We start from the raw sequence: 15,212 nt of genomic DNA on the forward strand, positions 1-15,212 counted from the left end.
GAATCAATGAAGAAATCATACGCCGATATGTAAGACATCAAGAGAAGCAAGAGCGAGTAGAGCAGCACCAGTTGGCGTTGGATTAAACAAAGGCCCCCTTTTAGGGGGCTCACACAAAGCCACCTTCTTTAGAAGGTGGTAATTTACTTGTTGGCTAATCGTTGCCCGCCAACGTCTGGCTTTAGCTCTAATGACTATCGGCCCATATAGGCTACAATCACCTTATCTTCACCTAAGGTTCTTGAAAATACGTAAGCGTTGTCATTCATAATTTGTAGGTGTTTACCCGCGCCGATGGCAGGATGTTTTTGACGGAACTGACCGAGACTCTGCCAATGAGAAAGCAGTTGTTTTCTTTCACTATCTAATTTCCACACCATGTCAGAGCGAGTGCCTTGATGAAAATCATCCGCATAAGGCCCAAGCTCACGGCCCACTTCATCACCATAATAGATCTGTACCGCTCCAGGGCTTAGCAGGAGAGCATTGGCCGCATTGCGCTGCATGTCGAACGATTTGAAGCGGTTAAAGAACAGCTCGGTATCGTGAGAAGACATATAACTTACAGGGGTGAAGTCTGGCGTTGACTGAATCGAGTCTGCGTAGTTTTGGTAAACCTCCTGCATTTGAGAGAAACATGCTGCACCTTTATCAAGTTTTTTCTGCATATCGAAGTTAATCAAAGCATCAAAGCCTTGGTCAGCATAAGGTGAGCGATAGGCCGAATGACCCCATACTTCGCCCATCATCCAAAATGGCAGACCTTGCTGGCCATTCTGTTCTCTCCATGTGGATAAACCGTCACTCGCAGCTTGTTTGAGCTTGAGCCATACGTCACCCTCTACGTGTTTGACCGTGTCGACCCGAAAGCCATCGATTCCAAAGCGCTTCACCCAGTCAGATTGCCACTCTACCAAGTAGTCAGAGACGGTGTAGTTGTCTCTATTCACCACACGTGTATCAGGATTGTTGAGCAACCACTGAGGCGGGCGAACAAACTTGGAAGACTCGGTGCGAAAATCGGGTAAACCCGCTAGATTCATTGTGGTGTCGCTACTTCCGGGTTGAGAGTAACCAGGCAGTCCTGCTCGTACCCAATCAGGGCCCCACCAATTAATCCACTGATCGCTTTGATAATCGATATGATTGTTGTAGCTGTGCCAATTTTGCTCGGGTTGCGGTTTCCACTCTGCCCAACTATCTGGTAGTGCATCGCTGCGGGTAACCTGCAAGTTGTCGAACTGCATGTCTGCCAGAGTGGCATAACCTGAGTGGTTGACGACCGCATCCAGAAGAACCTTGATGCCGCGCTTATGTGCTTCAGAAACCAGAGTGCGCAGATCCTCTTCACTGCCGAAGTTTTGATCTATTTTGGTGAAGTCGCGCGTCCAGTAGCCATGGTAAGCATAGAAGGGAAAACTACCGCTCTCTCCGCCACCGACAAAACCATGCACTTGTTCAACAATTGGCGATAGCCAAATAGCGTCTGTACCTAAGCTCTTGATGTAGTCTAGCTTGCTAATTACCCCCTTGAGGTCACCACCATGGAAAGTGCCCACTTCTTGTTGTTGGTCTTTTTGACGTTGGTAGCTGTGATCATTGTCGGTGTCGCCATTGTTAAAGCGGTCGACCATAACAAAGTAGATATTGGCATTGTGGTAGCTAAATTGAGGTGTGTTCTCGGGAGACACGACAGGCTCTAAGAGGACTAAACCGCCACTGCTCTTAGCTGGTTTTAGAGTGACGGTGTTGCTGGATACTGTCACCATTTTCCCGCTTAATGCATCTCTTAGCTGGGTACCTTCTGCAAACGTATCACCAAGGTTAATGGTGACCTCTTTTCCGGAATACTGACGGCACTGAACATCAGGGATCGGTCGATTAAATGTTTTGTCACTTTTTGTCGCCTGTCGAGCGACAGTCAAGGTATTGAGTTCAGGATCTAAGCTAAAGGCATAGTCGCCACTAAAACGAATATTTAGGGGAAGAATGGTGTCCTTTCCGCAGCTTAGAGACAGTGGGCGACGAAATTTCACTTTTTGATTCTCTGGCGCTTTGCATGTTCCTTCTATGCCGGAAATCGTTAGCTGGTAGCTCTCCTTGTTTAAAGATAAAACGACCGGTTCAGAAGCCGAAAGAGGGACATCTCGAGTGGTTGTCGTGGTCGACAACGTAAGCGTAGGGCTGGCGAATACAGGAACACTGCACAGTACAGCAAGCATAATAGTGTTGGGCACAAATGGGCGTTTCACGTTACATCCTTGAGGTCATCGTATTGGTGGCTAAATACTCTAACCTAGCAAGTTGTGCCCAACATCATTCCCATCATCTACGCCCTAAATTCCTAGAGTGGTCACATTATCTTTTACTAGAGGAGGACATTAGTGAGTCATTCTTATTGGGACGCATGTTGGTAAATGGGAGTATGTATTCTCATTTTTGAAACTTTTGTTAATTATTTGCATGAAAAATAACTATCAATCAGCCCGATAGTCTAAATCATGTACCATAACTTACAATTCGCAATATTACTGTTTATAAATGACTCAATTAATCGCTGGAATCAGCTGCGATTTTTGCTATTTTGTTCGAATAAATAAAATGATACCAAGTGTTTCCATCTCCTTGATATTTCATGAGGGAGATGTAGTGAGGAAGCGTTTATGGACGTGGATGTTTTGCGCCAAGCTGCAGTGATTAAAGAAATTTCTGGTGATGTTGTTATTGTTTCTCCGGATGGGAAAGCACGTAAAGCCGAAGTCGGTGACACGGTTGCTAAAAATGAGATAGTGATTACGGCGAATCAGTCGACTATTGTGATGGAGTCGCCAACGGCCGCATATCATCTCGATTCAAATGCCATCGCTATTGAGCCCGATGTGGGTGAATGGGGGGCGGTTCCTATTGCCGGCGAAGTCAATTTTGAGCTGGCTAACCTTAGTGACGGTGCGTTCGATGAAGCGGAACTAGCCGCCATTCAAGAAGCTATTTTAGCTGGCGCGGACCCTACAGAATTGCTTGAAGCGACTGCCGCTGGCGGCGGAGCAGGTTCTGCAAACGCAGGTTTTGTGACCATTGATTATAATGGTGCAGAAGTGCTAGCAAGCACCTTCTTCGAAACCTCTGCTTTTGCGTCCAATAACCTTGATGAAACCGATGAAGAGGATAGACCATTAGTTTTTGCTGCTGGCGGGGAAAGCGTAAGCGAATCTTTGGCTGAAGGATCTTTATCTCAAGGTACTTACCCACAAACGATCACAAGCTCAGCTACGATTTTGGCTGGCGACTTACCGCTTGATCCCACTTCGTTTATTCCCAACGCTATTTCGCTAGCATCTCTTTTAAGTGAGTTGAATAGCGATATCACTTCTAACGGACAGCCCGTTACGTTCAGCTACAACGCCAGTGAAAATGAGATTGTTGGCGTTTTAGGTGGCGAAGAAGTACTCCGCATTGATATCGATACCAGCAATCTTGGTAAAGACGTTGTTCTTGAACTTACCACCACGATTTCTCAGCCAATTGACCATGTTCCTTCTGTTGCTGGCGGTCAGGTTGCTTTCGACAATGATCAGATTGTCGTGTCTTTCGAAATTGAAGGTAAAGATAGTGGCGGCAACTCGATTCGAACGCCAATTGATGCTCAGGTCACCATCGGGGATGGTGCCAATGCTGAATTTACTGCGATTGATAGCGCCAATGTTTTTGAAGCGGGTCTGAATGATGGATCGGGTGTTGGGGCAACGAATACGGAATTTGAAGGGACGCTTAATGGTGCCTTAGGGAGCGACAAGGTAACTGAACTGCAGATTGATGTTGATGCGTTTAATGCGGCGCAGCAGGATTCAGCGATCACCTCGCAAGGTCAAACTATTATTCTGGAAGCCGTTGATGGCCAGCCGGGTGTTTATTCAGGTTATATCTTACTTGAAGGTGTGCGAGTTAATGTACTCAAGATCACTATCGGTGATGTGACAAACAGCAATACGACGTTTAGCGCTGGCTATAAAGTTGAACTGTTGGATGTAATTGATCATAGTCAGCAGGGTATGGATTCGATTTCTATTCCATTGCCCGTGTTTGCTATTGATGCGGACAACGATCAGTCTGAGCGTTCACAACTCGTGATCAATATTGGTGATGACCTACAAGTTGTGACCGACGGCAGTTTAAGTGTCACCGAACCGGATCATATCGGCACCGCAGCCAGTAACCAGATTGATGTGATTATTGAGGCTGGGGCGGATAATGGTCAAGTAACGTCGTTTACGTTCGATGGCACAAAGTATGCGCTAGAGAGTGGCAAAACCGAATACAAAGTCACCGATGGTACAGTAAAAATCAGCGCTGACGGTCAGTTATCCTTTATTGCTGACAGCAACCTCAACCACGCAGCGAGTGAGACGATTCAGCACACCATAGTTGTTACCGTCACCGATAAAGACGGCGACACGCTGACCAGCACCGTGGGTCTTGCGATTGCAGACGGTAAAAATCCGCTGATTAACAGCATCACGTCAGTCGATGTGTTTGAGGCGGGGCTGAATGAAGGCTCACAGGTTGGGGGGACGAACACCACCGCCACGGGCACGATTGACTTTACCACAGGCAGTGACAAAGTCGTCGCGATGGGCATTGATGTTCAGACGTTTAATGATTCATCGACACTTAAATCAGCTGGTCAGGATGTGGTGCTTGAAGAAGTTTCTACTGGCGTTTATCGCGGCTACATCACCACAGACGATGGTAAACAAGTCGACGTACTGTCTATTATCCTCGATCAAAATAAACTTGGTGAGTACCGCGTCACCTTGCTTGAGGAAGTCGATCATTCAACCCAAGGGCAAGACAGTCTAGCAGTCAGCATTCCAGTCTATGCTGTCGACAGTGATAACGATCATTCAGCTAACAGCCAGTTAGTGATAAACATTGGCGATGATCTTGCCAAGATTGATGGCTTTGCAGATGGTAGCAAATTTAAAGTCAACGAAGATGATACCGTGACCGGCTCTTCACCAGATCAGCCTGTCATTACTGGTGAGTTTGAAACAACTCAAGGTGCTGACACGGTTGTTAAGTATGAGCTAGTGAACATTGGCGACTCTCAGAATGGCCTGACATCAGGTGGTTTTGACGTCACAATTCAAGATGTCAGCACACCGACGGGTCCAACGGTATATCACGGCGTTGCCAATGGTATTGTGGTCTTCACGCTTGAATTAGCAAGTGACGGCAGCTACACCTATAGCCAAATTAAAGCGCTCGACCATGCTCAGGGTGAAGATAGCTTAACCATCCCATTTGATGTGGTAGCGATTGATCGTGATGGGGATAAATCCCAACCTATTCGCCTACCTATTGAAGTAACCGATGACAAACCAACTTTAACTGGTACCACTGGTGCTACACAAGTCGATGAAGATGACTTATCTGGAGTAGGCTCAGACCAGAATCACAGCACTCACGTCTCTGGTTCATTCACCGTTACTGAAGGCGCGGATAGCGTCGTTAAATATGAACTCGCTGATGCCGATAAGATACTTGAAGATTTAACCAGCGGTGGTGAAGCTCTTACCTGGCGACCGGTTGCTCAAAACGGAACTGAGTTTAGTTATACAGCGCAAACGGCAAGTGGTGATGCGGTATTTACCATTACGTTTAATGCCGCTGACAATAGCTACCGCTTTGAGTTGCTTAAATCACTCGATCACCTTGCGGGGGCTGGAGAAAACAGTCTTCAGATCAATTTCACTATCAAAGCCACTGATTTTGACGGCGATGAGAGTAATGTGATCACTTTGCCTATTCGAGTGGTAGATGATATTCCGACCTTAACGGGACAGGCGCTTACTGCTGAAGAGGGAGAAGGCTGGAGTAGTACGGTCAATATGTTTGCCAATCAGACTGATAAAGGCGCAGACAATGCCACTCTGACCCAGATAGAAGGGACTCAAGACAGTCATGGTGCACAAATCGTATTTGACGATGGAAATGGCAACTACACCAGCGTGGTAGATTTGAAGCCAGGTGCTCAAAGCCTATTTGTATTTGAACAGACTACAGGTTCAGGTGGTCAGGTTAGCCAACGCCATATCGGTTGGTTAGAGGTTAATTCCGATGGTCAAGTCACGTTCGCAGCGGTTAAAGACCTTGAGCACAGCGGAGATGAAATCAACTTTACAGTCAATATCACGGCAACTGACGGTGATAAGGATACGTCAGTGGTGCCCCTGGATATCACCATCACAGACCATGAAGCTGAACCGATAGCGCTTAAGGTGGTCACTTTCGAGGATGCGGGTCGCGACTCGCAAATCAACTATGCCGCGGGCAATGAGGCTGAGTGGGAAAATCTACAGGATAATCAAACTGGTCTGGCTGACTCACCAGCTAAAGTAGCACTATCGGTTGATCTATTTGATAGAGATAACGCAGAGGATATTGGTCAGTTGACCATTGAGAAGGGTCAGCACCGAGGCACGTTCTACTACGAAGAAAATGGCGTGTTCTACAAGTTACAACCCAACGCTTCTGGAGATATTATCTTTGATGGCTCGGTTCTAAAGCAGAGCTTTACGCAAAATGGCGCGCATACGACGGCCACGATTGACAACCTCTACTTTGTTCCAGATCGTAACTTTTCGACGGGTGGCAAAGGCGTTCAAATCAACTATCAGCTGCAAATTGATAATAATGGCAGCAACGACCATACCCTCGATTCAAGCTTCAATATTGAGATTGAAAGTGTAGCGGATATCGCAACTTGGAATGATGCTAATAGCCAGTATCATTACTCGTTAACCGAAGATGGTGACAACGCTACTCTCGAACTTCAAGCGGTAACCCAAGATAAAACTAGACCAGAGACAATAAGCTATGAACTTCGAGCAACAGCAGGCGAGGGTAAGTTCGAGCTTGTCGACAAAAATGGCCACCCACTGAGTCCGGATAGTAACGGCGTTTATCATGTCTCATCGGCAGATATTAAGACCATTCAGGTCAATCCAGTTGATAACTTCTCGGGTACGATTAAGCTGGAAGCCGTCGCAGTGACCACTGAAACTAGAAACCCATTATCAGGTAAAAAGGAGGCACACTCTGCACCACAAGAATTGATCTTCGATGTCGCACCGCAAGCCGACAAAGGTAGCTTCAGCGTTAATCGTATCAATATCTTCGAAGATAATGCAGCCACTCAGGACACGCTTGATCCGACAACTGATCGTGATCCGTTTACCCTTAATGAAGTGATTACCATGTCACCATCGCAAGACAGCGATGGCTCTGAAACGCTTTATGTGCGCATTTCAGGTATCACTGAAGGTGCTGAGTTGGTTTGGGCAGGGAGCGGTGCTAGCCAAATTACAGAAGTGACGGTTAACGGAATTACTTACAAAGAAATCCCATATGACCAGCTTAACAACGTAGAAGTTGTTCCAAAGCTACACAGCAATAATGACTTCAAATTTGATGTCACGGGTGTTGTGAAAGACAGTGCATCTCTGAGTACCGGTACTCAGGTCAGTGAGCAAGTGTTAGGTACTAAAACGGTTAACGTTGAAGTCAAGGGGGTCGTCGACATTCCAAAAGGCGATACGATCGGTTCCGGCTGGACGAATTTCAGTGAGAATGGCGTTGATGGAGTTGAAATCACCATCAAAGAAGATAAAGCGGCCGAACTTAAATTTACGATCCAGTCTGGTGAGCATGCTGACAATGAGCATGACACTTCCGAATCTGTGACGGTTCTACTATCAAACATCCCTCATGGTGTGGTGCTAGAAGACAGCGATGGCACTGTGATTGATTTGAACTTTGTTGGTTATGAAACCGGACCAGATGGTAAACCAGATACGGACAAGCCTATCTACGAAGCGAACATCACAGGCGATGTTAACAAGACTGGCATTGTGATTAAGCCCGTTGCTTCATCAACAGAGAACATCGATTTGAAAGCCACGATCATCGTGACTGAAAACGATGGTCATAGCCGTAGCTTTGAGCAAATTGTGCGCGTCAATGTTGAGCCTGTCATTGATACCAACCTGAATTACAAAAATGAAACCTCAGTTGGCCTTGAGGACTCCGCTATCAGCATCAACTGGTACCCAGAAGGTAAAGATTATCCAGATAGTGATGAGCACTTTACTTCGATTACTATTGGCGGCATTCAGCCTGGTTACACCGTTGAAGTCGCAGGTCAGCCCGTGGCGGTTAACTCCGATGGTACTCTTGTCATAGAGCCTCGACCAGGACAGTCGTTTGTAGACTTTACCACTGAGGCTCTTAAAGACGGCTTTATTAAAATCACGCCACCGAAGGATTCAAGCACAGACTTCGATCTGACGACGACCATCCAAATCGAAGAGCGCGATCATGAATACACCAGCGATAATATTGTTGGTGAAGGTGGTCGTGTAACCGCAACGCTTACCGGTTCGGTTCATGTTGAGGTGCGCCCTGTCGTAGAGCCTGATGATAAAGTCGATAACAGACTGGTTGTGACCAATGAAGCGGGCGATGCTATCCAAACGGTAATTCAGGCAGATGAAAAAGGTCAAATTCAATTTACCACGAACAGTGATAATACGAGTACGACTGGCGAGTACGTAGTTAAGTACCATAACACCGACGCTTCATCGAATGAGTTGGTACAAGATGTGATTATCCATCTTACCGATCAAAACGGTCATACTTTGTCTGAGGCTGTTCTTAGCCAACTGGTGGTGACGGGGGCTGCTTATGAAGGTGATGGTCGTTGGGTGATTGTAAATGAAGACAACTTCAGTATTAGCGCACCTCACGGACTGGATTTTCACCCTGACCAGCCAAATCAACCGAATGTCTACAACAAGCTCACCTTAACGGTCTACACTCAGGTTATTGATGAAGGTGAAGACGCCCATGAAAATTCACTGATAGATCGTCGTGAAACATCGTTAGAACTTTCATTCCCAGAATTGATGAATTCAGGCAATGAGGTGGCGGCTTTCATTAAGATTGATGAACATGCAATTATCACCGGAACTGAGGATATTCAGGTCGATTTAGGTCATCAGCTTAACAGCGTCATTACCCTAACTCCTCCTATTGGAAACGAGTCGGCTGATGAAGTGACTATTATTATCGCGGGTAACGTCATGATTGGCGGACAATTCCCAGTGAATATCAGCGGTGCAGAAGTCGATTTCGTCAATGGAAACTATGTGTTCCAGACAAAAGTCTCTGCTGATGGTACGGTCGAGCTGTTTGATGGTCTAATGCTTAACCTGCCAAAAGACTACTCTGGTGACTTCAAGTTGCCAATCACGGTCATCACTAAAGATACCGCATCAGGCGATGAAAAAACGGACTCTGCACAGATTGTTATCAAAGTCGACCCGATAGCCGATGTGGCTGGCGACAAGCCGTCAGTTAGCGTCGAAGTGACTGGTTCACTAGATAGTGCCGGTCAACTTATTGATCAAAATGGTGATGGTATTGCGGACAAAGTTGGCTATGAAGATAGCTACATTCAACTCGATTTTGATCAACAAATCGGCGATACCAACAACGGTGGTGTAGAGGGCGGCAGTGAAGCGTTTAGCTCTATCACTTTAACTCTCGCTCCCCCTGCGGAAGGCGCTTTCTATGAGAAAGTGGTCGCGCTTGATGGCAGTGTATCATTCAAAGAGCTGGGTACTCAGGTTACTTTCTCTCAGAGTGAGATAGCAGCGCATGCGTTAGACAATGTGTTGTTTAAACCAACGCACAACTACCCTACGAGCAACAATGATAACAAGGTAACGATCAATATTACTGGTACCGTGATTGATACAGTGACCTTTAATGAAACTGGGACATCAACGACGACCGATCATACCGACAACTTTTCAACCAGTGTCGAGTTTGAAGTGGTGCCAGTGGTGGATGAAGTGGTTGTAACTGGCCCTGGAGCGCATCCTGATCAATCAATTGAACTGACGGGTACGGAAGATCATCCTATTTCATTGAGCAGTTCAGGAAGCGTTTCTGTTTCACTCACCGACACTGATGGCTCTGAAACATTTGTATCGATTAAGTTTACTAATGTACCGGATGGATTCCTGTTTACAGCGGATCCAGCCAGTGGCTACACGGTGAAAAACAATGGCAATGGAGAGTGGAGTGTCAAATTGCCTGCCGGTAGCGGTGATAGCCTTGATTTATCACATATTTCGGTAGTTCCACCCAAGCATTTCAGTGGTACTGCTGAATTCGGTATCACGGTATTTACTCAAGAATCACTATTGGGTGTCCCAACTGAAGCAAGTAATTTACCGAAGTTTGTAGTGACCGTGCTACCTGAAGGTGACCTTGTTGATACCGATGTGACTGATTCGGTGACGGGAAATGAAGGAACTAATATCGATATCGCTATTAATGCTTCAGTTGTGGATAGGGCTTTGTCTGCCAATGGTGGTGTGATCCATGAAAATGCACCTGAAACTCTTCGCCTCGAAGTGACCAACGTTCCACAAGATGCATCAATTTTGTATCCAGATGGTACGCCAGCGAGTTACAACCCAGCCACAGGTGTTTGGACGCTTGAGGTGAATGCCCAGCAGTTGGATAAGATCATTTTTAATTCTGGTCAGCACAACAGTGATGGGGGCAATGCATTAGGAATCAATGGACCGATTCATATCTCAGTTCAGTCGGTCGACAATGGTGCTTTAGGGCCTAAATCTGAATTTGACGTTGATTTGGTGATTGATCCAGTCAACGACCAGCCAACTTTCGTCAATGTGATTGATCTTGAGACAACAGAAGATGTAGTGGGTGGCCTTGCGATTAACCAGTTTGGTATTGCTGATATAGATGCGACCTATGATGACCCTGATGTCACGTACGAGTTGACGCTACAAGTGAATTCAGGAACGCTAGAGTTCCTGAGTGATGCCAAGGTTAACTTTACCATCGCGGCTGATGGCAGTCTTGTTGCTAGCGGAAAACTAGCTGACATCAATGCAGCGTTGGCTACTGGTAAAGTCATTTTTAAACCTGATGCAGACTTTAACGGGCCGGTTACTGTGACAGCGACTGTGGATGACGGTGGCAATAACGGTACGATTGATCCGGGTGATAGTTCAACGTCTTCAACCAATCAGACAACCTTTGTGATTAACGTTACTGAGGTAAATGATGCGCCTGTGCCAAAAGACTTTGACTTAGGTGATTTGCAAGAAGAAGGCAGCCTGACCATCAGCGTACAAGACTTGATTGATGGCACTTTTGATAAAGAAGGCAACACAATCAGCGTTGAAAGTCTGACCCTCGTCGAAGGTCAGGGTACCTTAGTTCAACAAGGCGATAACTGGGTGTTTGTTGCTGCGAAAGACTACAACGGCCCGGTGAAGATTAGCTACGTGGTTAAAGATGATGGCACGACCGATGGTCAAGCGGATCATCAGACTGGTAGTGCTGAGATCACCTTCGACGTAACTCCGTTTAATGACAAGCCTATGTTGGATATTAATGACATTACCGCGCAGATTAATGAAGATGTAAACCAACAGCTAAGTGGCATCTCAGTCAGTGATGTCGATTATGTTGGTGCTTCTGCTAATGACCTGATGACGGTCACGCTAAGTGTAGATGACGGTACACTTTCTCTCGTTGCTCCTTCTGGTTCGAGTGTTACTGCGACAGGCAACGGTAGCGGTACTCTGACGTTGTTAGGCACGCTCGCTGATCTTAACGCGTTACTTGATAAACCAAGCAGTAATAATGTTGGTGTATTCATTGATGCGAGTTCTGTGTCAGGAAATAGCGTCGATTTGCAAGTCACAGCGAAAGACAGCTGGAACTCTTCAGGTCTTGCGCTAGAGGCTGATCCAAAGAACTACACCATTACCGTTAATCCAGTCGCGGATGCGCCAACACTAACACTTGATAGCAGATATAGCTTCAACAAGCACATTACTGCAACCCAAAGCGCCAGCACGAGCGGAATTGCGATTGTAGGCATTATGGCGGCACTAACCGATACTAGCGAAGCGCTTACATTAGAAGTGAGGGATGTTCCTGCTGGTGCGATGATTGAGAGCGCTACAGGTTCGGTAACTCTGGTCGGAGACGTATGGCATGTCTCATCGCAGGCAATTGATGGCTTGATCATTAAAGATGTGAGTGACGGAGATCATACACTGCAGATCACCGCGGTATCACAGGAGCTTGCGCAAGATGGCAGCGTCATTGATCAGGCTGTATCAAGCAACCACATCGAAATTAATTTGAATGTGGTCAACAATATCAATGACTTAGATATCAACCGTGCATCGGAAACCGTAGCGGTTCGTCTGGATGGCAGTGGCTCAAATAGCACGCTGACGGGCGGTAGTGGTAATGATTTCTTTGAGGGTGGTTCAGGACACGATGTGTTAATTGGTGGAGCCGGTGATGATCACTTAGAAGGTGGTGACGGTGATGACATCCTTTATGGTGGCTTAGGTTCGGATATTCTCGTTGGTGGTACGGGTATGGATACCTTTGTCTGGGATCATATCGATGGTGGTTCACTCGACACCATCAAAGACTTCAAGGTGAGCGAAGGTGATAAGATTGATCTGCGCGAAGTGCTCTCTGAATTGAAGCAAAATACGCTTGATATGGAGAGCCTACTTGAACATCTTGATGTGAAGGTGGATGGTGACAACGTTGAACTCCATATCCATCCATTAGGTACAGGTGCAGAGGGGCAGTCGATTCTGGTTGAGAACCTCGCCCATCAGTTGGATAGCGACTTCGGTGCATTATCACAAGCTGATATGGTCTCATCACTACTGGAACATGTGATGGTTCACAACAACAGCTAACGTTCAACGCCCCTCAATGAGGGGCGTTTTTCTTGTTACTAAAGCGCTAAGATCATTTGGAACCAATCTGATAAGTGGCGACAAAACTTGCAACAGCCATTCTGACTGCCTGTTCAACTTGCTGACAGGTTGGAGGTGGTAAATGGGCGATTAACTGAGGCCAGAAAACGACAGCCTTGATACTTCCAATATACTGTTCAATAGCCGCTGAAACATCCTGTATGTCAAGAACACCCGCATCAATCCCCTGCTGAGCCCAACGTTGTAAGCCATAAGAATCTTCGATTGACTCAAACTTGGCAACCAACACCTTCGATGTATCCTGACAGCGTATACATTCTGCCATCATTAACCGAGCGGTGATTTGAAAGTCTTCATTACTGATATAGCACATCTGCTTGAGCGTATAATCGAGCAACTGTTGGTCAAGCGGGAGTGTAGGCTCAAACTCGACGGTAGTCTGGTCATCAAAGCGACACATCAGCTTATCAACGATGACGTCAAACAGAGCTTCTTTGTTGGGGTAGTACTTGTAGAGGGTGCGTTTAGAAACACCTGCGTGTTTAGAGATCCCCTCCATGCTCGCCTGATCGAACCCTTTGCTAGAAAAAACTACGATCGCAGACTTGATGATATCTTCTTGTTTTATATCACTTCTTTTAATCATTTAGTGACCCTAACAGCTAAAACGTAAACGACAGTGTTTACTTGTGTTTGGTAGTGTCTAAAGTATACACCATCGTTTACTTTTTTGGGGGATTGAGTTAAGAAAAATAGAGCAATTCGTTTGGTGGCGGGATAGTTACATCAATGGAATCAAATTTACCTCGACACCCGCTAACCATAACTCTGGTCGGAGAAACCGTTGAAGGCACTGAGCAGATGAAAACAACGTTTTGGTGGCAAAAGCCTCAGTTAGATGTCGCAAACGTTCAGCTAAATACTCAAAAATCATATTATTAACTTCATAATAAATAATGTTTTATTTATTGTTAGCCTGCTGTTTACAGGCTTTTCTATATTCTCGCTATTAAAACTTTTGTTTCCATTTATTATTTGTATACTGATTGAACAATATGAAACAGGTTGGCTTAGGGAGTAGCACATGGAACAAGAGCAGAGTCTATTTGAATGGCAGAGGATCAAGCGTTTTAACTTGCCTGTTTGGACTGTACTGATTGGCGTGCTTATAGCGAGAACAAGCTACTTCATGGCTTGGCCTTTTTTGGTTGTGTTCTTGTATCAGGATTATGACGCTTCAGCGATAGAAGTAGGGACTATGCTAGCGGCTTCCGCCATGATTGGTTCTGTGACGGGAGTGTACACAGGCTATTTGTCGGATAAGTTTGGCCGTAAATGGTTAATGGTCATCGGCTGTGTGTTTGGATTTGGGGCTTATACTGGCATTGCGATGGCTAGTGAGTTATGGCATTTCAGCCTGCTGATGTTGGTAACGGGCGTGATGCGACCAATGATTGATGACTCGGCCAAAGCGGTGATTGGTGACTCGTTATCTGATGGTAAGGATCGAGAGCTGGCCCTCAACCTGCGCTACTTTCTGTTGAATATCGGAGGTGCAGTTGGACCTCTTATTGGGGTGACTCTCGCATTGGCGGAACCGCAAGGCCTGTTTCTGATTACTGGATTCACCCATCTTTTCTATGCACTGTGGATTCTATTTGGTATCGAACGTAAAAGCGCCAAGGTTCATCAGCACACAGACAAAACCTTGCTTCCCAATTTTAGTCAAACGCTAAGAGTTATAGCCCGAGATAAAGTCTTTGTCTTACTACTGATTGCAAACTTGCTACTGATGTTTGTCTACGCTCAGTTGGAGTCTTCAGTGCCACAGGTGATTGTGCGCAGTGGTGTCGAAGGTGTGGCTAGATTGGTCGCAATGCTAATGGTCGTAAACAGTGCGACGATTATTTTGCTCCAGTTTCCATTACTCAAGATGCTAGAACGTGTACCCCTCTTTTCTCGGACCCGAATCGGGATGGTGCTAATTGCAGCTGGACAACTTGCCTTTATTATTTCACCTAACGACTCAACAATCGGTTGGGCTGTGGCATGTTTTATTGTTAGCTTAGGTGAAGTGATCACCTTTCCAACACTCAATGTTCAGATTGACCGATTGGCGCCTGCACACCTTAGGGGCTCATATTTTGGTGCGACAGCGCTCTATTCACTAGGCTTTGCGTTTGGCCCTATCCTCGGTGGATTTATGATTGAATGGTTCGGCGCAGGGTGGTTGTTTGGCCTTTGTTTTGCGATCTGTTTGACGATGATCTGGCTTTACGCCGTCGCTTCAAGAACAGAAGATCGCGTAGAAAGAGAGGTTGCGACACAGTAGCCCGAATTATCGGGCTACTGAAG

Annotated in this window: 5 protein-coding genes and 1 pseudogene; 4 read left to right on the forward strand and 2 right to left on the reverse strand. The window is 46.1% G+C overall.

Going from position 1 to position 15,212, the window contains the following annotated elements:
• A pseudogene (locus QTN95_RS14755) lies at window positions 1-86 on the forward strand (IS200/IS605 family transposase); the annotation flags it as partial.
• A gap of 108 nt (window positions 87-194) precedes the next feature.
• On the opposite strand, the gene QTN95_RS14760 reads toward QTN95_RS14755, so the two are convergent.
• Entirely contained in the window at window positions 195-2,222 is a 2,028-nt protein-coding gene (locus QTN95_RS14760) for an alpha-amylase (RefSeq protein ID WP_331417997.1), read from the reverse strand.
• A 441-nt stretch (window positions 2,223-2,663) separates the two neighbouring features.
• Between QTN95_RS14760 and QTN95_RS14765 the strand changes: the two genes are divergently transcribed.
• A complete protein-coding gene (locus QTN95_RS14765) occupies window positions 2,664-12,836 on the forward strand; it encodes a retention module-containing protein (RefSeq protein ID WP_331417978.1) in 10,173 nt (3,390 codons plus the stop codon).
• A 52-nt stretch (window positions 12,837-12,888) separates the two neighbouring features.
• Here the strand turns inward: QTN95_RS14765 and QTN95_RS14770 are convergent, their stop codons facing one another.
• Window positions 12,889-13,503 (reverse strand): TetR/AcrR family transcriptional regulator, encoded by a 615-nt coding sequence (locus tag QTN95_RS14770; RefSeq protein WP_331417979.1) that lies wholly within the window; start codon window positions 13,501-13,503, stop codon window positions 12,889-12,891.
• Window positions 13,504-13,646: 143 nt separating this feature from the next.
• Here QTN95_RS14770 and QTN95_RS14775 point away from each other — a divergent pair, with 143 nt between their 5' ends.
• Window positions 13,647-13,799, forward strand: a complete 153-nt coding sequence (locus QTN95_RS14775) for a hypothetical protein (protein WP_331417980.1) — start codon at window positions 13,647-13,649, stop codon at window positions 13,797-13,799.
• A 142-nt stretch (window positions 13,800-13,941) separates the two neighbouring features.
• Complete coding sequence (locus tag QTN95_RS14780) at window positions 13,942-15,189, forward strand: MDR family MFS transporter (protein ID WP_331417981.1); 1,248 nt, start codon at window positions 13,942-13,944, stop codon at window positions 15,187-15,189.
• Window positions 15,190-15,212: the final 23 nt, after the last annotated feature.

It is taken from the genome of Vibrio sp. M260112 (assembly GCF_036533775.1).
In the GTDB taxonomy this organism is placed as follows: Bacteria; Pseudomonadota; Gammaproteobacteria; order Enterobacterales; family Vibrionaceae; genus Vibrio.